Source organism: Streptomyces sp. NPDC018026 (genome assembly GCF_044327745.1).
Classification (GTDB): Bacteria; Actinomycetota; Actinomycetes; order Streptomycetales; family Streptomycetaceae; genus Streptomyces; species Streptomyces rubrogriseus.
The window spans coordinates 84583-105331 of the sequence record NZ_JBIRFY010000012.1 but is presented as its reverse complement, the minus strand read 5'-3'; the positions used below and the strand labels follow the sequence as shown (position 1 = coordinate 105331).

The 20749-nt window shown below is 72.3% G+C and carries 16 protein-coding genes, 1 tRNA gene and 1 riboswitch; of the genes, 15 read left to right on the top strand and 2 right to left on the bottom strand.

Translation table 11 applies throughout. From position 1 onward, the window contains the following. The first annotated feature begins 17 nt into the window (after nt 1-17). From ACH4D3_RS30650 to ACH4D3_RS30585, 14 genes are all read left to right on the top strand, one after another. A complete protein-coding gene (locus ACH4D3_RS30650; protein ID WP_398328706.1) occupies nt 18-2057 on the top strand; it encodes an N-6 DNA methylase in 2040 nt (679 codons plus the stop codon). A 147-nt stretch (nt 2058-2204) separates the two neighbouring features. Further along, the gene (locus ACH4D3_RS30645; RefSeq protein WP_398328703.1) at nt 2205-2774 is read left to right on the top strand and encodes a hypothetical protein; all 570 of its coding nucleotides are present in this window, start codon (nt 2205-2207) and stop codon (nt 2772-2774) included. 38 nt (nt 2775-2812) lie between these two features. Then, on the top strand, nt 2813-4303 hold the full coding sequence (gene pkaE, locus ACH4D3_RS30640; protein ID WP_398329051.1) for a serine/threonine protein kinase PkaE: 1491 nt from the start codon (nt 2813-2815) through the stop codon (nt 4301-4303). A gap of 149 nt (nt 4304-4452) precedes the next feature. Beyond that, entirely contained in the window at nt 4453-5100 is a 648-nt protein-coding gene (locus ACH4D3_RS30635) for a SurA N-terminal domain-containing protein (protein WP_398328700.1), read from the top strand. A 76-nt stretch (nt 5101-5176) separates the two neighbouring features. After that, a complete protein-coding gene (locus tag ACH4D3_RS30630; protein ID WP_398328697.1) occupies nt 5177-6154 on the top strand; it encodes a nucleoside triphosphate pyrophosphohydrolase in 978 nt (325 codons plus the stop codon). Further along, on the top strand, nt 6151-7452 hold the full coding sequence (locus tag ACH4D3_RS30625) for a cytochrome P450 (protein WP_398328694.1): 1302 nt from the start codon (nt 6151-6153) through the stop codon (nt 7450-7452). Before ACH4D3_RS30630 ends, ACH4D3_RS30625 begins: the two co-directional genes overlap by 4 nt. Nucleotides 7453-7595: 143 nt before the next feature. Continuing rightward, nucleotides 7596-8633 carry a transglycosylase family protein gene (locus tag ACH4D3_RS30620; RefSeq protein ID WP_398328691.1) on the top strand — a complete coding sequence of 346 codons (1038 nt, stop codon included), beginning with the start codon at nt 7596-7598 and terminating at the stop codon, nt 8631-8633. 183 nt (nt 8634-8816) lie between these two features. Further along, nucleotides 8817-8983, top strand: a riboswitch (cyclic di-AMP (ydaO/yuaA leader). Between the two features lie 3 nt (nt 8984-8986). After that, a complete protein-coding gene (gene rpfA / locus ACH4D3_RS30615) occupies nt 8987-9715 on the top strand; it encodes a resuscitation-promoting factor protein RpfA (protein WP_398328689.1) in 729 nt (242 codons plus the stop codon). A gap of 247 nt (nt 9716-9962) precedes the next feature. Further along, a complete protein-coding gene (eno, locus tag ACH4D3_RS30610) occupies nt 9963-11243 on the top strand; it encodes a phosphopyruvate hydratase (protein ID WP_398328686.1) in 1281 nt (426 codons plus the stop codon). A gap of 108 nt (nt 11244-11351) precedes the next feature. Next, on the top strand, nt 11352-11834 hold the full coding sequence (divIC, locus tag ACH4D3_RS30605) for a cell division protein DivIC (RefSeq protein WP_398328683.1): 483 nt from the start codon (nt 11352-11354) through the stop codon (nt 11832-11834). Between the two features lie 30 nt (nt 11835-11864). Beyond that, a complete protein-coding gene (locus tag ACH4D3_RS30600; protein WP_398328680.1) occupies nt 11865-12443 on the top strand; it encodes a DUF501 domain-containing protein in 579 nt (192 codons plus the stop codon). Further along, a complete protein-coding gene (locus ACH4D3_RS30595; RefSeq protein ID WP_398328677.1) occupies nt 12440-13381 on the top strand; it encodes an exopolyphosphatase in 942 nt (313 codons plus the stop codon). Before ACH4D3_RS30600 ends, ACH4D3_RS30595 begins: the two co-directional genes overlap by 4 nt. A 442-nt stretch (nt 13382-13823) precedes the next feature. After that, complete coding sequence (locus ACH4D3_RS30590) at nt 13824-15239, top strand: NAD(P)/FAD-dependent oxidoreductase (RefSeq protein ID WP_398328675.1); 1416 nt, start codon at nt 13824-13826, stop codon at nt 15237-15239. A 235-nt stretch (nt 15240-15474) separates the two neighbouring features. Beyond that, nucleotides 15475-16791, top strand: a complete 1317-nt coding sequence (locus ACH4D3_RS30585) for a class I SAM-dependent methyltransferase (RefSeq protein ID WP_398328672.1) — start codon at nt 15475-15477, stop codon at nt 16789-16791. A 76-nt stretch (nt 16792-16867) separates the two neighbouring features. Here ACH4D3_RS30585 and ACH4D3_RS30580 read toward each other — a convergent pair whose 3' ends face one another. Then, nucleotides 16868-19399, bottom strand: coding sequence for an ABC transporter permease (locus ACH4D3_RS30580; protein WP_398328669.1), 2532 nt, complete (start codon nt 19397-19399; stop codon nt 16868-16870). Between the two features lie 91 nt (nt 19400-19490). Then, entirely contained in the window at nt 19491-20261 is a 771-nt protein-coding gene (locus ACH4D3_RS30575; protein ID WP_087790666.1) for an ABC transporter ATP-binding protein, read from the bottom strand. 391 nt (nt 20262-20652) lie between these two features. On the opposite strand from ACH4D3_RS30575, the gene ACH4D3_RS30570 reads away from it, so the two are divergent. After that, a tRNA-Leu gene (locus ACH4D3_RS30570) sits at nt 20653-20736 on the top strand. The last annotated feature ends 13 nt before the right edge of the window (nt 20737-20749 follow it).

Here is a 20749-nt window from a genome sequence, read left to right as displayed (position 1 = left end):
GACGAGGGGGCCCGAGCGTGCAGGACCACGGGACAGAGGTGACCGCCGCCGGTATCGCGCGGCTCGCCGGCGTCGGCCGCGCCGCCGTCAGCAACTGGCGCCGTCGGCACGCGGACTTCCCCAGACCGGTCGGCGGCACCGAGACCAGCCCGTCCTTCGCCCTCGCCGACGTCGAGGCATGGCTGCGCGCCCAGGGCAAACTCGCCGAGGTCCCCCCGCGCGAACGCGTCTGGCAGCAACTGGCCGGCCACCCGCAGGGCCCGGTCGCCGCCCTGGTGCAGGCCGGCTGCGTCCTCCTGCTGATCCACGACCGCCCCACCCTCTGGCTGGACGCGAGCGCCGGCTCCGACGAACGCCTCGCCGACCTGCTGCCCGCCGCCCTCGACCAGGTACTCGACGCCCGCTTCGGCACCGGCCCCGAGCGCGCCGTCACCACCCCGGCCGGCCCCCGCCTGCTCCCCTCCGCACCGCTCCTGCGCGGCGCCGCCGAACTGGCCGCCGGACCGGGCGCCCGCAAGGCGTACGAGTTCCTGCTCGGCCGGCACCTCGACGCCAACCCGCGGCAGTACACGCTCACCCCGGAACCGCTCGCCGACCTGATGGCCGAACTCGCCGGTCCCGCCCGCACGGTCCTCGACCCCGCCTGCGGCACCGGCACCCTGCTCCGCGCCGCCGCCACCACCGCCCGCCCCGGGCAGGAGCTGTACGGCCAGGACAGCGACCCCGCACTGACCGCCCTCACCGCACTGCGGCTCGCCCTGAGCACGGACGCCGCCGTGCGCGTCGCCGCCGGTGACAGCCTGCGCGCCGACGCCCGCACCGGCCTGCGCGCCGACGCCGCGCTGTGCCACCCGCCGTTCAACGAGCGCAACTGGGGCCACGACGAACTCGCCTACGACCCCCGCTGGGAGTACGGCTTCCCGGCCCGCACCGAGTCCGAACTGGCCTGGGTGCAGCACGCCCTGGCCCGGGTCAGGGACGGCGGCACCGTCGTCGTCCTGATGCCGCCCGCCGCGGCCTCCCGCCGCTCCGGCCGCCGGGTCCGCGCCGACCTGCTGCGCCGGGGCGCGCTGCACGCCGTGATCGCCCTGCCGGCCGGCGCGGCACCGCCGTACAACCTCCCCCTGCACCTGTGGGTGCTGCGCCGGCCCGAGCGGGCGCCCGCGCGGCCCGGGGTGCTGCTCGCCGACGCGGGGCAGTTCGCCGGAGAGGGGCGCGGCGGGCCGGACTGGCGGTCCGTGCGGGACGCCGTAGTCGACGCCTGGACCGCGTTCGACCGCACCGGCCGGCTCGACGACCGGCCGGGCCTCGCCCGCTGCCTGCCCGTCGTCGAACTCCTCGACGACGACGTCGACCTGGCCCCCGCCCGCCACCTGCCGCCCCCCACCGCCACCGGCGGCACCGAACGGCTCACGGACGTGCGCGAGCGCCTCGACGAGACCCTGCGCCTGACCGCGGAGCTGGCCCCCGCGGCCCCCGGCACCGGACGCGCCGCACCCCGCAGGCCGCTCACCACCGTCGGCGAACTCGCCCGCGCCGGCGCCCTCGTGCTGCGCACCGGCACGAACGGCGGCCACGCGCGCGTGCCCCTGCTCACCGACCACGACGTCCTCACCGGCACCGGCCCCTCGGGCACCCTCCCGGAGGGCGACGAGGAACCCGTCCTGACCGAATCCGGTGACGTCGTCGTGCCCGTCCTCGGCGGCGGCTCCGTCGCGCGCGTGATCGACGCGGACGCGGCCGGCGCCGCCCTCGGGCGCAACCTCGTGCTCCTGCGCCCCGACCCCGCCGCCCTCGACCCCTGGTTCCTCGCCGGGTTCCTGCGCGGCACCGCCAACCACCGGCAGGCCAGCAGCTACGCCTCCACCGCCACCCGCCTCGACGTACGGCGCCTCCAACTGCCCCGGCTGCCCCTCGACGCCCAGCGCGGCTACGGCGACCGCTTCCGCGCCCTCGACGAGTTCGAGCGCGCGCTGCGCCTCGCGGGCCGCCTGGGGGAGCAACTGGTGCGGGGCATGTACGACGGGCTCACGGACGGCACGGTCGCCCCCGGCTGAACGCCCCGCGCGGACCGAGTGACCAGGACGACAACGGTTCGGTACAACCGCGACCCGTTGTCCGTCCGGGCCGATACGCTCGGACTCCCACTCCGAACGGCCCGGTCCGTTCGACGAGTCCTCGGCATCACCGGTCCAGGAGCAGTCATGTACGGCAACACCGCCGGGCCGCCGCCCACCCGCGGCGCGGCCACTGTCATCACCCTGCGGGTGCTGTACGCCGCCGCCGGTTTCCTGACGTGCGGTCTGCTCGCCTGTGTACCGCTGTTCCGGGTCGCCGTCCTGCGCGGCCGCTGGTACGACTGGACGGCCGCCTGGGTGAGCCTGCCGCTGTCCATCGCCTGCTTCGCCGTGGTCGGTTCGCTGCCCGAGTCGGACCTCCGGACGGACGCCGCGCTGGCCGGACTGCTGCTGACGGGGGCGGCGGCCTCCGCGTACTTCCTCGTGGTCGACATACGCGTGCACGCCGCCCCGCGTCCCTACGTCGGCAACCCGCCGCCCCACGCCCACTTCGCGGGACCGCACTACGGCCCGGCGCATCCGGTGGGGCCGTACCCGCCTCCCGCCCCCGTCCAGCACCCCGTCGCCCCGCCGCAGCACCCCCCGGCGCCCGCCCGCATCGAACAGGTCCGCGCCGAACTCGACGAACTCAGCGACTACCTGCGCCACCACGACGGCCGCGACGGCCGCGACGGCGGCCACCAGGGCGGAAGGTGACCGTGGCGACCGGACGCGTCGTCGCCGGCCGGTACGAGCTGTCCACGCTCATCGGCCAGGGCGGCATGGGACAGGTCTGGACGGCCTACGACCGGCGCCTGGACCGGCGCGTGGCGGTGAAGCTGCTGCGCCCCGACAAGGTCGCCGGGGCGGAGGCCGACGAACTGCGCCGCCGGTTCGTGCGCGAGTGCCGCATCACCGCGCAGGTCGACCACCCCGGCCTGGTCACGGTGCACGACGCGGGCAGCGAGGGCGAGGAACTGTTCCTCGTCATGCAGTACGTCGACGGCGCCGACCTCTCCGACCACCTCGCCGAGCACGACCCGTACCCGTGGCAGTGGGCCGTCGCGGTCGCCGCCCAGCTGTGCGCCGTCCTCAGCGCCGTGCACGCCGTGCCGATCGTCCACCGCGACCTCAAGCCGCGCAACGTCATGGTCAAGCAGGACGGCACCGTCACCGTCCTCGACCTCGGCGTCGCCTCCGTCATGGACGCCGACACCACCCGCCTCACCCACACCGGCACCCCCATCGGCTCGCCCGCCTACATGGCCCCCGAGCAGGCCATGGGCGGCGCCGTCGGCCCCTACACCGACCTGTACGCACTCGGCGTACTGCTGCACGAACTGCTCAGCGGGGACGTCCCGTTCGCGGGCTCCACGGCGCTCGGCGTACTGCACCGGCACCTGTACGAGCCCCCGCTGCCCGTGCGCCGCATCCGCCCCGAGGTCCCGGAGTCGCTCGAAGCCCTGGTCCTGCGCCTGCTCGCCAAGGACCCGCAGCACCGCCCCGACTCCGCGCAGGAGGTCTACGAGCACCTCGCGCTGCTGCTCCCCGCGCTCGGCGTGCCCACCGGCGGCCCCCTGGACCCCACCCGCCCCTTCGTGCGCCCGCACGCCCCCTGGCCCGACCGCGCCCGCACCCCCGCGCCGCAGCCGGCCCCCGTACCCCCCACCGCCGAGGCCGCCAAGCCGGACGTCGCCCGCGCCGTCGACGACGTCAAGCGCCTCCTCGGCGAGGGCCGCATCACCCAGGCCGTCGACGTCCTCGGCGCGATCCTGCCCGCCGCCGCCGAACAGCACGGCGAACGCTCCCCGGTCGTGCGCACCCTGCGCAGGCAGTACGCGGCGACCCTCATGGACGACGGCCAGTACCGGCGCGCCCTGCCCGAACTGCGCCGCCTCGCCGACGAACGCGCCGCCGAGGCCGGCCAGGCCGACCCGCAGTGCCTGCGCCACCGCTACGACGCGGCCCAGTGCCTGGAACAGCTCGGCGAACCGGCCGCCGCCCTCGCCGAGTACCGGGCGCTGCTGCCGTACTACGAGAACCAGTACGTGGCCGGCGACCCCGACCTCGCCCACGACGTCCGCCGCCGCATCGGCCACCTCCTGCTCGCCCTCGGCGACCGCGCCGCCGCCCACGACACGCTGGCCCGGCTGCTGCACGACGTGGAGCGCGTCCACGGCCCCGGCCATCCGCTCGCGGCCGACGTCCGCCGCACGCTCCAGTGGCTGGGCCGCGTGCGCGGCTGACCACCGCCGCCACGCGGACCGGGCGCAGGCGGTGCCCGAAGTCCTGATGAATCGTTGGTCCAATGGGTTGGCCAGAGCCGGGCCACTGCCTAACATCGATCATCGCAAGACTTTGTGCACCGTCGCACAATCTCCAACGGGAGGTTCCCTTGCACCGCCGCCGTCGCTCCGCGCTCCTCCTCACCGCCGCGATCGCCGCCGCGGCACCCCTGCTCGCCGCCTGCGGCAACGACGCGCATCCGGGCGCGGCGGCCGTCGTCGGCGACCAGCGGATCACCGTCGCCCAGCTGGAGAACCGCGTGGACGAGGTGCGCGAGGCACAGCGCGCCGCCGTGCCGGACGACACCCAGTACCAGCAGGTCGTCGCCCGGACCGGCACCCTCACCCGCGACACCCTGCACGGCATGGTCCTCGACCGGGTCCTGCACCGCGCCGCCCAGGACGCCGGGGTGACCGTCAGCCGCAAGGAAGTGCAGGACATGCGCGACGGGCTGGAGAAGCAGGCCGGCGGCCCCGAGCAGCTGGAGACGGTCTGGCTCCAGCAGTACGGCGTCGCCCCCGACCGCCTCGACGACAACCTCTCCGTCCAGATCGAGGCCCAGAAGCTCGCCCAGAGCCTCGGCACCGACACCAGCCGGCCCGAGTTCTGGCAGGCCCTGTCCGAGGCCTCCAAGAAGCTCGACGTCGACCTCAACCCGCGCTACGGCGCCTGGGACGTCCAGAAGAGCAGCCGCGTCGACACGGGGACACCCTGGCTGCGGGAGATCACGGCGGCAGGCTCCCAACAGCCGGCGTAGCGCCCCTGACCAGCGGCGATACGGCCCCCTGTGGACAACTCGGGGGGCCGTCGGCGGGGTGCGTTAGGTTCGAGGAGTGAACGCAACCACCGCCGGCCCGACCGCCCCCGACCAGGGCCGCATCGTCCTGCTCACCACCAGCCACCGCGTCGCCCCCGGCCTGCTGTCCTGGCCCGCCTGGCAGGCCCTGCGCACCGCCGACCGCGTCCTGTGCGCCGACGGAGCCCACCCCCAGCTGCCCTATCTGCGCGAGGCGGGCATACGGGTCGACGAGGCCGCCCCGACCGCCGAGGAACTGGTGGACGCGTGCACCGGCGGCCGCACCGCGGTGGTCGTCGCGACCGGCGAGGGCGACCCCGCGCTCACCGACGGCCTGGCCCGCCTCGCCGGCTCCGGCCGCGTCCGGATGCCCGACCTCGAACTGCTCCCCGCCTCCTACGACCTCCCGGGCGCCCGCCTCCTCGACCTCGTCCAGGTCATGGACCGCATCCGCCTCGAATGCCCCTGGTCCTCGCAGCGCACCCACAAGGGCCTGGCCAAGTACGCCATCGAGGAGGCGTACGAACTCGTCGAGGCCATCGAGGACGGCGACCGCGACGAACTGCGGGAGGAGCTGGGCGACGTGCTCCTCCAGGTCGTCTTCCACGCCCGCATCGCCGAGGAGGACCCGGACGCCCCGTTCTCCGTGGACGACGTGGCCGGCACCATCGTCGACAAGCTCGTCCACCGCCACCCGCACGTCTTCGGCGACGAGACGGCCGACACCCCCGAGGAGGTCCGCGCCCACTGGCTGCGCACCAAGGCCGCCGAGAAGCAGCGCACCTCGGTCACCGAGGGCGTCCCCCTCGGCCAGCCCGGCCTGGCCCTCGCCGCCAAGCTCCACTCCCGCGTCCGCACCGCGGGCCTCGACGTCCCGCTGCCGGCCGGCGAGGGCATCGGCTACGACCTGCTCGCCCTCGCCGCCCGCGCCGAGTCCGAGGGCACCGACCCCGAGGCCGCCCTGAGAGCGGCGGCCCGCACCTACCGGGACGCGATCCGGGCGGTCGAGGGATGACCGGCAGCCCTTCCGCCCCGGTCCCCGAGCTGTTCAGCTGGGAGTTCGCGAGCGACCCGTACCCCGCCTACGCCTGGCTGCGCGAGCACGCCCCCGTGCACCGCACCCGGCTGCCCAGCGGAGTGGAGGCGTGGCTGGTCACCCGGTACGCCGACGCGAAGCAGGCGCTCGCCGACCCGCGGCTGTCCAAGAACCCGGCGCACCATGCCGAGCCCGCGCACGCCAAGGGCAAGACCGGCATTCCGGGGGAGCGGAAGGCCGAGCTGATGACCCATCTGCTCAACATCGACCCGCCCGACCACACCAGGCTGCGACGGCTGGTCAGCAAGGCCTTCACCCCTCGCCGCGTGGCCGAGTTCGCGCCCCGGGTGCAGGAGCTGGCCGACGGCCTCATCGACCGGTTCGCGGACTCCGGCTCCGCCGACCTGATCCACGAGTTCGCCTTCCCACTGCCCATCTACGCCATCTGCGACCTGCTCGGCGTCCCTCGCGAGGACCAGGACGACTTCCGGGACTGGGCGGGCATGATGATCCGTCACCAGGGCGGCCCGCGGGGCGGCGTCGCCCGGTCGGTGAAGAAGATGCGCGGCTACCTCGCCGACCTCATCCACCGCAAGCGTGCCGCCCTGCCGTCCGAGCCCGCCCCCGGCGAGGACCTCATCTCCGGTCTGATCCGCGCCTCCGACCACGGCGAGCACCTCACCGAGAACGAGGCCGCGGCCATGGCCTTCATCCTGCTCTTCGCAGGGTTCGAAACCACCGTCAACCTGGTCGGCAACGGCACGTACGCGCTGCTCACCCACCCCGGGCAGCGGGAGCGGCTGCAGACCTCGCTGGCCGCCGGCGAGCGCGGCCTGCTGGAGACCGGCGTCGAGGAACTCCTGCGCTACGACGGCCCGGTGGAGCTGGCCACCTGGCGCTTCGCCACCCGGCCGCTGACCATCGGCGGACAGGACGTCGCGGCCGGCGACCCGGTCCTCGTCGTCCTGGCCGCCGCCGACCGGGACCCGGAGCGGTTCACCGACCCGGACACCCTGGACCTCTCACGCCGCGACAGCCAGCACCTCGGGTACGGCCACGGCATCCACTACTGCCTCGGCGCCCCGCTCGCCCGGCTGGAGGGGCAGACCGCGCTGGCCACGCTGCTGACCCGGCTGCCGGACCTCCGCCTCGCCGCGGACCCGGCCGAACTCCGGTGGCGCGGCGGCCTCATCATGCGAGGTCTGCGCACCTTGCCCGTCTCGTTCACACCGCCCGCGTCACCGGTGGGCAACGGTCCGTCGCCGACGCAAAAGTGACACGCGCTCAACTCTGTGATCTTCACGTGATCTGCGCGGCATGAACTTGTGACAAGCGATGATCTCCCTATACGTTCACGGATCAGCGTGGTGTCGAGCGTCAACCGCCGCGCGGTCCCCGTCGTCTCGTGAAAGGTCGTCGCATGCTCTCCGGGAACGGTCGTCACCGCCGCCCCCGCCAGGCACCCGCACTGGTCGTCGCCGCCGGAGTGACCGGCTCCGCCATCGCGATCCCGCTGCTCGGTGCCACCGGTGCCCACGCGGCCGGCTCGGCGAACTGGGACCAGGTCGCCGAGTGCGAGACCGGCGGCGCCTGGAGCCAGAACAGCGGCAACGGGTACTACGGCGGCCTGCAGCTGTCCCAGGAGGCCTGGGAGCAGTACGGCGGCCTGGACTACGCCCCCAGCGCCGACCAGGCCAGTCGCTCCCAGCAGATAGGAATCGCCGAGAAGATGCACGCGGACCAGGGCATCGCCGCCTGGCCGACCTGTGGTCTGCTCGCCGGTCTGGGCAATGGCCCCGGTGTCACGGACGGTGGCTCCGGCTCGGCCGGTGACGGGGCGTCGGAAGGTTCGGACGCCTCGGGGGAGCAGGGCACCACCAAGTCGTCCGAATCGCCCGCGCCCACCGAATCGCCCGAGACATCCGAGTCGTCGGAGTCGTCCGACTCGACCGGCTCGTCCGAGACGTCGGAGTCGACGTCCGGTGCGTCCTCTTCGTCCCCTTCGCCCTCTTCTTCGGCTTCCTCGTCGCCTGACGCCCCGTCCGACGGTTCCGGCGGCGCTTCGGGCGACTCGTCCGACGGTGCGGATCAATCCACCAAGCCGGACACTTCAACCGAATCCGACCCCTCCGCCAGTGCCGAACCGCAGGGCACCGAGGGCTCGTCCGGCTCCGGCAAGCACCGCGGCGGCAGCGCGGACGAGGATGCGGCGGGGGAGGGCCGTACGGACCCGGCGACGGGCCGGCACGCCTCGCGCGACGGTGACGAGCGAGAGGCCGGGGACGGGCGTTACGTCGTCCGCACCGGCGACACTCTCTGGGGCATCGCCGACTCCCTTGACGTCGACGGCGGGTGGTACGCGCTCTACGCCGGCAACGAGACCGTCGTCGGCGCCGACCCCGACCACATCCTGCCCGGTCAGACGCTCACGGTCACGGGCGAATCGGGCGAAAAGTAGGGGGAGTTCGCGTCACGGTTAGAGACCGTATGTCCCTTTTGGATCTCGTGAGAGATAGGTCTCAGAAGCCGTGATCGTCTTTGAAAATCCGCGGAGCGCGTGTCTACGGTCATGACCGCTCGCCACCGCGGGCCCCGACAGCCGCAACGCCGAATCCTGCCAGCGGCCGTACGGGAACAGTCGTCGCGTCAAGCGCCGCAGGCAGGAGCGGGGGACCCAAGGTAAGTGCCGCACCGGGCAGTTGAGCCGGAGCGGCTAGGGGTGAAGCCGAGTTCCGCGAGGAACCCGGCCGGGCAACTCAACCGGCCCGAACCCGACAGCTCACCTCGCAGGCGTCGGTGAGGGGATCAACCATGCTGTTTTCCGGCAAGGGCAAGCACCGTCGTCCGTCCAAGGCCACCCGTGTCATCGCCGTCGCCGGTGTCACCGGTGCCGCCGTCGCCGCCCCGCTGATGGCGGCCGGCAACGCCTCCGCCGCCACCGCGTCCGAGTGGGACGCCGTCGCCCAGTGCGAGTCCGGCGGCAACTGGTCCATCAACACCGGCAACGGCTACTACGGCGGTCTGCAGTTCTCCGCCTCCACCTGGGCCGCCTACGGCGGTACGCAGTACGCCTCCAGCGCCGACCAGGCGAGCAAGTCTCAGCAGATCGAGATAGCCGAGAAGGTCCTCGCGGGCCAGGGCAAGGGTGCCTGGCCGGTCTGCGGCACCGGCCTGTCGGGCGCCGCGTACACCGGTGGCGGTTCGCAGGACAGCGGCTCCGGCAGCTCCGAGAGCTCGCAGAGCCAGAGCAGCGGCTCCACCGCCGAGCGCTCCACCGAGCAGAAGGCCTCCCGCTCCTCCGAGCGCCCGGCCGCCGAGCCGAAGGCCGAGAAGCCCGCCAAGAAGACCGTCACCACCCCGACCGGCAAGAAGGTCGAGAAGGGCGACGGCGAGTACAAGGTCGTCAAGGGCGACACCCTCAGCTCGATCGCCGAGGAGCACGACGTCAAGGGCGGCTGGGCGAAGCTGTTCAAGCTGAACGACGACATCGTCGAAGACGCCGACCTGATCTACCCGGGCCAGCAGCTGCACCTGAAGTAAGCGGCGGCGGCCCCGCGACTCCCGCCCCGGTGCGTGTTCCCCCGTACGCACCGGGGCGGGACTTTCATGTTCCGCCTTTGTTCCGTTCGGAAACAATTTACTCTCGGTTCTGTCCAGCGGGTGGGCGATCGGCTGGCCGATCGTCCGGAGCCGGTTAGGCTCGGTCCCGCAGAGCCGTCGCGGTCCCTCGGGACCGCGGCAGACCGTAGCGTCACAGTGAAGCGTCACATTGAAGAAGGAGATGCTCGTGCCGTCCATCGACGTCGTCGTAGCCCGGGAAATCCTGGACTCCCGAGGCAACCCCACGGTCGAGGTCGAGGTCGGCCTCGACGACGGCAGCACGGGTCGTGCCGCCGTTCCGTCCGGCGCCTCCACCGGTGCCTTCGAGGCCATCGAACTGCGTGACGGCGACCCGAGCCGTTACCTCGGCAAGGGCGTCGAGAAGGCCGTGCTGGCCGTCATCGAGCAGATCGGCCCGGAGCTGGTCGGCTACGACGCCACCGAGCAGCGCCTGATCGACCAGGCCATGTTCGACCTGGACGCCACCGACAACAAGGGCTCGCTCGGCGCCAACGCCATCCTCGGCGTCTCCCTCGCCGTCGCCCACGCCGCCTCCGAGGCCAGCGACCTGCCGCTGTTCCGCTACCTGGGCGGCCCCAACGCGCACCTGCTGCCGGTGCCGATGATGAACATCCTGAACGGCGGCTCGCACGCCGACTCCAACGTGGACATCCAGGAGTTCATGATCGCCCCGATCGGCGCGGAGTCCTTCTCCGAGGCCCTGCGCTGGGGCGCCGAGGTCTACCACACCCTCAAGAAGGTCCTGAAGAACAAGGGCCTGGCCACCGGCCTCGGCGACGAGGGCGGCTTCGCCCCGAACCTCGGCTCCAACCGCGAGGCCCTCGACCTCATCCTCGAGGCGATCAAGGAGGCCGGCTACACCCCCGGCGAGCAGATCGCCCTCGCGCTCGACGTGGCCGCGTCCGAGTTCTACAAGGACGGCGCCTACAGCTTCGAGGGCAAGACGCGCTCCGCCGCCGAGATGACCGAGTACTACGCCGAGCTGGTCGAGGCGTACCCGCTGGTCTCCATCGAGGACCCGCTGTTCGAGGACGACTGGGACGGCTGGAACACCATCACCGCCAAGCTCGGTGACAAGGTCCAGCTGGTCGGCGACGACCTGTTCGTCACCAACCCGGAGCGCCTGGCCCGCGGCATCGAGGAGAACTCGGCCAACGCCCTGCTCGTCAAGGTCAACCAGATCGGTTCGCTGACCGAGACCCTGGACGCCGTCGAGCTGGCCCAGCGCAACGGCTTCAAGTGCATGATGTCCCACCGCTCCGGCGAGACCGAGGACGTCACCATCGCCGACCTGGCCGTCGCCACCAACTGCGGCCAGATCAAGACCGGCGCCCCGGCCCGCTCCGAGCGCGTCGCCAAGTACAACCAGCTGCTGCGCATCGAGGAGATCCTCGACGACGCCGCGGTGTACGCCGGCCGCAGCGCCTTCCCGCGGTTCAAGGGCTGAGCGCCACCCGGTAAGGCCCCGTAAGAGGCAGCGTCGTACGTACGTCCCCGTATCCGGTCCCGTACCGTGTGCGGGGACGTACGCGCGTGCACGGGAGGCGGAGACCAGATGGCCGTGAAGGACCGGGACCGTTTCTCCACCGCGACCAGGATCCGGATCATCGGGGAACAGACCGCGGCCCGGGTCTACCGCTCGCAGACCAGGCGCCAGGCCCGGCGCTCCCGGCTGACCGGCCGGGCCGCGCTGCTCGCGATGGTGCTCTGCTCGCTCGTCGTGGCGCTCGCCTACCCGATACGGCAGTACGTCGCCCAGCGCGCCGAGATCGCCGATCTCCAGCGGGAGCAGCGGGAGACCCGGCAGCGGGTCGAGGACCTGCGCGACCTGAAGGCCCGCTGGCAGGACGACGCCTACGCCGAGCAGCAGGTCCGGCTGCGGCTGCACTACGTGATGCCGGGGGAGACGGGGTTCGTCGTCGTCGACCCGGAGGCGGCGGAGCAGACCCGGGCCCGGGCCGGCGCCGCCGACCGTCCCTGGTACCGGAACGTGTGGGACGGGGTCGACAAGGCCGACGCCGTCGCCCACCGGCAGTGACTCCAACAGGAAGACCAGCAGAAGACAGTCATGCAGACTCCCCCGCCGACCACCCCGCGCACCGAGCCGACCGACGCGGACGTGGCGGCCTTCAAGCAGCAGCTCGGACGTCCGCCGCGCGGACTGCGGGCCATCGCGCACCGCTGCCCGTGCGGACAGCCCGACGTGGTGGAGACGGCACCGCGGCTGCCCGACGGCACGCCCTTCCCCACGCTGTACTACCTGACGTGTCCGAAGGCGGCCTCCGCCATCGGCACGCTGGAGGCGAACGGCGTGATGAAGGAGATGACCGAGCGGCTGGGCACCGACCCGGAGCTGGCCGCCGCCTACCGCGCCGCGCACGAGGACTACATCCGGCGCCGCGACGAGATCGAGGAGCTGACCGGCTTCCCGAGCGCGGGCGGCATGCCGGACCGGGTGAAGTGCCTGCACGTGCTGGTCGCCCACTCGCTGGCCGCCGGTCCGGGCGTCAACCCGCTGGGCGACGAGGCGATCGCGATGCTGCCCGAGTGGTGGCGCAAGGGCCCCTGCGTGACGCCCGCCGACCCGGCCGACGAGACCCGCCGGGCCGGCGAGTCCGGCCGGACCGGCCAGGAGGGCGTCCAGTGACCCGTGTCGCCGCCGTCGACTGCGGCACGAACTCCATCCGGCTGCTGGTGGCCGACGTCGACCGGGCCACGAGCGAGCTGACCGACCTGGACCGCCGCATGACCATCGTGCGGCTCGGCCAGGGCGTCGACCGCACCGGGCGGCTCGCGCCCGAGGCGCTGGAGCGGACCTTCGCCGCCTGCCGCGAGTACGCCGAGGTCGTCAAGGAGCACGGCGCCGAGCGGCTGCGCTTCGTCGCCACCTCCGCCTCCCGCGACGCGGAGAACCGGGACGACTTCGTGCGCGGCGTGCTGGACATCCTGGGCGTCGAGCCCGAGGTCATCTCGGGCGACCAGGAGGCCGAGTTCTCCTTCACCGGGGCGACGAAGGAGCTGGCCGGCCGGGCGGACCTCGACAAGCCCTATCTGGTCGTCGACATCGGCGGCGGCTCCACCGAGTTCGTCGTCGGCGACGACCACGTGCGCGCCGCCCGCTCCGTGGACGTCGGCTGCGTCCGGATGACCGAGCGGCACCTGGTGCGCGACGGCGCGGTGACCGACCCGCCCACCGCGGAGCAGGTCGCCGCGATGCGGGCCGACATCGAGGCCGCCCTGGACCTGGCCGAGCGGACGGTGCCGCTGCGTGAGGCGCGCACGCTGGTGGGCCTGGCCGGGTCGGTGACGACGGTGTCCGCGATCGCGCAGGAGCTGCCGGAGTACGACTCGGCGGCCATCCACCACTCCCGCGTCTCCCGCGCCCGGGTCCGGGAGATCACCGACTGGCTGCTGGCCTCCACCCACGCCGAGCGCGCGGCGGTTCCCTCCATGCATCCGGGCCGGGTCGACGTGATCGCCGCCGGGTCCCTGGTGCTGCTGGCGATCATGGAGCGGACGGGCGCGGAGGAGGTCGTCGTGAGCGAGCACGACATCCTCGACGGCATCGCGTGGTCGATCGCGTAGGGCGCTCGCGGTGGCGGTGCGGTGGCGGCGCCGGCAGCGGTCTGAGCAGGACGGACGACGATTGAGCGGGTGCCGGGGGGCCTTTCGGGGCCCCTCGGTGACGTCCCGTCGGGAAAGTTCGTGAAGTTCTTCACAAGGAATTGGGCCCTGTCGGACGACGAAAGCGCGCGCGTTGACCCTTTTGGGGTTTCAACTGCCCTTTGAACGTGTTCAGGTCGGTGTCGCGGTGGGGTCCCGAGGAGCCCTCGTAGAAGGGTGGTCCACCGCTCCCGGAGCGAGGAGGTGCAGCTCACGCGGCATTGACAACGGGGTCGCCTACACGCTGGTTCCTTCGCCCGCCATGATCCTCGTCACGTGGGTGGCGGATAGTAGCACAGCACCCACCGAAGCTTGTGAAGGGGCGCACGATCCACCCCCCTCAACCGGGTGGATACTCGATGGCATGAGCACCACGGAGCGTCCCAGGATCCTCGTAGTAGGCGGTGGGTACGTAGGCCTGTACGCAGCTCGACGCATCCAGAAGAAGATGCGTTACGGCGAGGCGACCGTCACCGTCGTCGACCCGCGGTCGTACATGACCTACCAGCCCTTCCTCCCCGAAGCCGCCGCCGGCAGCATCTCCCCGCGGCACGTCGTCGTCCCCCTGCGGCGCGTGCTTCCGAAGGCGGAGGTCCTCACCGGCCGGGTCACGACCATCGACCAGGACCGCAAGGTCGCCACCGTCGCGCCGCTGGTCGGCGAGGCGTACGAGCTGCCCTTCGACTACCTGGTCATCGCGATGGGCGCGGTCTCCCGCACCTTCCCGATCCCCGGCCTCGCCGAGCAGGGCATCGGCATGAAGGGCATCGAGGAGTCCATCGGCCTGCGCAACCACGTCCTGGAGCAGCTCGACAAGGCCGACTCCACCACCGACGAGGAGATCCGCCGCAAGGCGCTCACCTTCGTCTTCGTCGGCGGCGGCTTCGCCGGCGCGGAGACCATCGGTGAGGTCGAGGACATGGCCCGGGACGCGGCCAAGTACTACAACAACGTCTCCCGCGAGGACATGCGCTTCATCCTCGTGGACGCCGCCGACAAGATCCTCCCCGAGGTCGGCCCCAAGCTCGGCCAGTACGGCAAGGAGCACCTCGAGGGCCGCGGCGTCGAGGTCTACCTGTCCACCTCCATGGACTCCTGCGTCGACGGCCACGTGGTGCTGAAGAACGGTCTTGAGGTCGACTCCAACACCATCGTGTGGACGGCCGGCGTCAAGCCCAACCCGGCACTGGCCCGCTTCGGCCTGCCGCTGGGCCCCCGCGGCCACGTCGACACCCAGGCCACCCTCCAGGTGCAGGGCACCGACTACATCTGGGCCGCGGGCGACAACGCCCAGGTGCCGGACCTGGTCGGCCGCAAGGCGGGCAACGAGAACGCCTGGTGCCCGCCGAACGCCCAGCACGCGCTGCGCCAGGCCAAGGTCCTCGGCGACAACGTGATCTCCGGCATGCGGGGCTTCCCGCAGAAGGAGTACAGCCACGCCAACAAGGGCGCGGTGGCGGGTCTCGGCCTGCACAAGGGCGTCGCGATGATCGTCATGGGCAAGATGAAGATCAAGCTCAAGGGCCGTCTCGCCTGGTACATGCACCGCGGCTACCACGGCATGGCCATGCCGACCTTCAACCGCAAGATCCGTGTCTTCGCGGACTGGACGCTCGGCATGTTCCTCAAGCGCGAGGTCGTCTCCCTCGGCGCGATGGAGACCCCGCGCGAGGAGTTCTACGAGGCCGCCAAGCCGGCCCCGAAGCCCGCCGCGGCGAAGGCCGCCGACCAGGGCGAGAAGGCCGCGAAGCAGGAGAAGACCGAGGCCAAGGCCTCCTGACGCCCGGTCGTTCCCGGCCGCAGCAGTCCTCAGCAGTGCCCGAAGGGGCCGTCCGCCATCCGTGGTGCGGGCGGCCCCTTCGCGCTGCGCGCGTGCTGCGCCGTCGGGGCGACAAACCCGTTGGTGTGTACAGGTATTTTGCCGAGTCGTAACGCGCGCCGGGGACTGTACCGCGGGCTCCCAGGTGTTTACGTGGTGTTGGACATTCCGGGATCGCTCGTCACGGAGGTACGCCATGGCTGACGCCGCGCTGCGGCTGCAGAACCTCTTCGAACAGTTGCTGGGAGCACCACTCCCGGTGCGCATCCGCGCCTGGGACGGTTCGCAGGCGGGTCCGCCGGGCGCGCCGACCCTCGTCGTCCGCAACCGCAGGGCCCTGCGCCGCCTGCTGTTCAAACCGGGTGAACTGGGCCTGGCCCGCGCCTGGGTGGCCGGCGACATCGACATCGACGGCGACCTCTACACCGCCCTCGGGCTGATGGCCGGCCTGATCTGGGAGCGCGGCGAGGACGCCCGCGGCCTGGCCGAGGCGCTCCGCGACCCCGAGGTCCGGGCCGCCGTACGCGGACTGGTCAAGCTCGGCGGGCTTCCGCTGCCGCCCGCCCCGCCGCCCGAGGAGGTCCGCCGCTCCCGCGGCCACCTGCACACCAAGCGCAGCGACAAGCGGGCCATCAGCCACCACTACGACGTCGGCAACGACTTCTACGAACTCGTCCTCGGCCCCTCCATGGTGTACTCCTGCGCCTACTGGCCCGCCCCGCCGGCCGAGGGCGGCACCCTGGAGGACGCCCAGCGCGACAAGCTCGAACTCGTCAGCCGCAAGCTGGGCCTGAGCCCCGGTCAGCGTCTCCTCGACGTCGGCTGCGGCTGGGGCTCGATGGCGATCCACGCGGCCCGCGAGCACGGCGTGAGCGTCGTCGGCGTGACCCTGTCCCAGGAACAGGCCGCCTACGCCCGCAAGCGCGTCGCGGACGAGGGGCTCACCGACCGGGTGGAGATCCGCGTCCAGGACTACCGGGACGTCGCGGACGGGCCGTACGACGCCGTCTCCTCCATCGGCATGGCCGAGCACGTCGGCGCCGAGCGCTACCTGGAGTACGCCACCGACCTGCACAGGCTGCTCAAGCCCGGCGGGCGGCTGCTGAACCACCAGATCGCCCGCCGCCCGCAGCGGGACGAGTCCTCCTACAACGTCGACGAGTTCATCGACGCCTACGTCTTCCCCGACGGCGAACTGGCCCCCGTCGGCACCACCGTCACCCAGCTGGAGCGTGCCGGGTTCGAGGTCCGCGACGTGGAGTCGATCCGCGAGCACTACGCGCTCACCCTGCGCCGCTGGGTCGCCAACCTGGAGTCCGACTGGGCGACCGCCGTCCGGCTCGTCAGCCCCGGCCGCGCCCGGGTCTGGCAGTTGTACATGGCGGCCTCCGCGCTCGCCTTCGAACGCAACCGCATCGGAGTCAACCAGGTCCTCGCGGTGAAGACGCCCGCCTCGGGCGCCTCCGGGCTGCCGCTGCGGGCCCGCGTGTGGGGCGCGCCCGGCCCGGCCTGATCCGCACCCGACCCGAAGGGCCGGGCCTCCCCGTACGGGAGCCCGGCCCTTCGGTGTGCCGTGTCGCGGGGCGAGGTCACTCGGCCTTGATCGCGTTCAGCATGTTCAGCCGGGCGGCGTTGCGGGCCGGCCACAGCGCGGCCAGGACGCCCACCAGACCCGCCAGCACCACGAAGATCCCGATCCGGTCCCAGGGCAGGACCAGCGCGTACCCCGGGATCTCGGCGGCGACGGTCTCGCCGATCGCCCAGCCGAGGAACGTGCCGAGCCCGATGCCGACCACCGCGCCGAACACCGAGATGACGACGGCCTCCAGCCGCACCATCCGCTTCACCCGGCGCCGGTCCAGGCCGATCGCGCGCAGCATGCCGATCTCCTGCTGCCGTTCGAAGACGGACATCGCGAGGGTGTTGACGACGCCGAGGACCGCGATGATCAGGGCCATCGCCAGCAGGCCGTACATGACGTTCAGCAGGGTGTTGATGGCGCCGCCGAACTCGTCGCGGATGTCCTGCCGGTCCATCACGGTGATCGCGGGGTTGTCGCCGAGCGCGTCGACGAGGACCTCCTCGTTCGCCGCGGTCTGGCCGCCGTCGACCTTCACGAAGATCTGCCGGATGGACGGCTTCGCCTCGTGCCGGTCCACGACCTTCCGGTCGACGAGGACGGGGGAGAGGAACTCGCTGTCCTTGTAGACGGCGCCGACCGTCAGCGTGGCCTTCTCGTCGTCGTCGAAGGTGACGGGGACGGTGTCGCCGGGCTTCCAGCCCCTGTTCTCGGCCGTCTTCTCGGCGACCGCGATCCGGCCCTGGGCCAGCGAGCCCGCGCTGCCGCTGACGACGTCGACGGTCAGGACCTTCTCGATGTCACCGGGGGTGACCGCCGAGGCGGACATGTAGTCGCCGTCGACCTGGAAGTAGGCGTCCTGCTGCGGTGACACCGCGGACACGCCGTCGGCCTTCTCCAGGGCCGTCAGCGCGGACCGGTCGAGGTCGCCCCCGTTGGCCATCGAGACCATGTAGTCGGCCCTGATGTTGTCCGTGGTCATCTTGTCGATGGCCGCGCCGACCGTGACGCCGAGCACCGACAGGGCGGTCACCAGCGTCAGCCCGATCGCCAGCGCCGAGGCGGTGGCGCCGGTGCGGCGCGGGTTGCGGACCGCGTTCTGGCCGGCCAGCTTGCCCGCCACCCCGAAGGGCCCGACGAGCAGCGGACGGACGAGCGCGATCACGGGCCGGGACAGCAGCGGGATGAGGACGATCACGCCGATCAGCGCGAAGAACGCGCCCGCGCCGATGTACATCCGGCCGTCGTCGCCGCCGGCCGAGGCGCCCGCGACGATCCCGGCCGCACCGAGGGCGGTGATGGCCGCGCCGATGGAGTTGCGCACCACCAGCGACTTGGTGGTGGCCACCGCGTGGACGCTGTTCATGGCCGCCACCGGCGGGATCTTCGCGGCCCGGCGGCCGGGCAGCCAGGCGGCGAACACCGTGATCAGCACGCCCACCGCGAACGCCGCGACCACCGGCGTGGCGGACACGACCAGCGGACCGGCCGGCATCTTCATGTCGAACGCGGCCATGCCGGAGCGCAGCCCGACGGCCAGCCCGACGCCGAGGGCGAAGCCGACGGCCGAGGCCACCAGGCCCACCAGCGCGGCCTCGGCGAGCACCGAGCGGGTGATCTGCCTGCGGGACGCGCCGACGGCGCGCATCAGGGCGATCTCCTTGGTGCGCTGGGCGACCAGCATGGTGAAGGTGTTGGAGATCAGGAAGATGCCGACGAAGAGCGCGATGCCCGCGAAGCCGAGCAGGACCTGCTTGAGGTTGCCCATGCTCTGTTCGATCTGGTCGGCCTGCTCGTCGGCGAGCGCCCGGCCGGTCTGGGCCTCGGCGGTCTCCGGCAGCAGCGGCTCGACCGCGGCCAGGATCCGGGCGTCGTCGGCGCCGGGGGCGGCGGCGACGTTGGCCTCCTCGAAGTAGCCGGGCCGGAGGTACTGCTTCTGGGCGACGGCGGTGTCGAAGAGGACCAGGCTGCCGCCCGCGTTGACGGCGCCGTCCTCGGTGGTGAAGACACCGCTGAGGGTGTACTCCTTCACCGGTCCGTTGGTCGCGACGCGCACCCGGTCGCCGACCTCGTACTCGCCCTTGCCGGCGGACTCCTCGTCCAGGGCGATCTGGTCGTCCCGCACCGGTCCCGAGCCGTCGGTGAACGTGTACGCGCCGTCCTTGCCGTCCTTGCCGGGCGCGAAGTTCGAGCCCTTGTTGGACCAGCCGACGCCGATGAGCCTGCCGTCGGGGTCGGCGACGCCGGCGAAGCCCTCCACGCGGCCGTACACCCCGGCGACGCCGTCCACGGCGGAGATCCGGTCGAGGAGCTCGCCGGAGAGACCGGGCTCCTCCTTGGGGTTGTCCGGGTCGGCGTGCGAGGTGACGGCGACGGCGACGTCGTCGTAGCTCTTCGCCGACTGGTTGCGGAAGGCGTTGGAGAGGGTGTCGGCGAAGACCAGGGTGCCCGACACGAACGCCACGCCGAGCATCACGGCGAGCACGGTCATCAACAGCCTGGCCTTGTGCGCGAAGACGTTGCGCAAGGCGGTACGGAACATGGGGGTCTTCTCTGTCCAGACGTACGGGTACGACGTACGGGTGCGAGCTACGGGGCGGGGGAGCGGACGGGGTGGGAACGGACGGGGCGCGTCAGCTGGTGCGGCCCTTGGCGTCGAACCGCTTCATGCGGTCGAGCACCGAGTCGGCCGTCGGCCCGTACAGCTCGTCGACGATGCGTCCGTCCGCGAGGAAGACCACCCGGTCCGCGTAGGCCGCGGCCACCGGGTCGTGGGTCACCATCACCACGGTCTGGCCGAGTTCCCGCACCGAGTTGCGCAGGAAGCCGAGGACCTCGGCGCCGGAACGGGAGTCGAGGTTTCCGGTCGGCTCGTCACCGAAGATGATCTCCGGCCGGGAGGCCAGCGCCCGTGCCACGGCGACCCGCTGCTGCTGCCCGCCGGAGAGCTGGGCGGGCCGGTGCCCGAGCCGTCCGGACAGCCCGACCATCTGGATCACGGAGTCCACCCACTGCTTGTCGGGCTTGCGGCCCGCGATGTCCATCGGAAGGGTGATGTTCTCCAGCGCGGTCAGCGTCGGCAGCAGGTTGAACGCCTGGAAGATGAAGCCGATCTTGTCCCGGCGCAACTTGGTGAGCTGCTTGTCCTTGAGCGAGCCCAGCTCGGTCTCGCCGATGCGTACCGAGCCGGACGAGAAGGTGTCCAGGCCCGCGACGCAGTGCATCAGCGTGGACTTGCCGGAGCCGGAGGGGCCCATGATCGCGGTGAGCTCGGCCTGCCGGAAGTCGATGGAGACCCGGTCCAGGGCGACCACCTGGGTCTCGCCCTGGCCGTAGATCTTGGAAAGCTCCGTGGCGCGCGCGGCCACGAGGGTGGACCGGTCGGCGATGGGTGCGGTGGTCACGGGAAGGGCGCTCCTGTCGGTACGGCGGGTGCTCGGGGACGTCATCCATCGTCCCGGCCGTACGGCGCCCTGTAGTCAGCCGCTGTTCCGGTTCAGGGGGGCGACTTCGGTCGGACGGGCCGGTCCGGTGTCATACCTGGGGATGACGGCCGACCCCGACGGCGGGGCGGGTGAGAACGGGGCGGGCGCCCTCGTCGAGACGGTGAAATCCCGTCATTCCGCATACAGCGCGGGCGGTCGCACGCAAGGCTGTTGGCATGTGCTGTTGGCCTGCCCCGGTAACTGATGCCCCCTCAGGCGCCAATAAAATAAGACAACATCGGCCGTCCCGCCCGAGGCCGGGAGGGGCGTCCCGATAGGCTCAAGGCGCGCGAAGCGGAGCCCATGGCCTGCCCGGATGGTGGAATGCAGACACGGCGAGCTTAAACCTCGCTGCCCCTTCGAGGGCGTGCCGGTTCAAGTCCGGCTCCGGGCACTTTCCCTGCTTT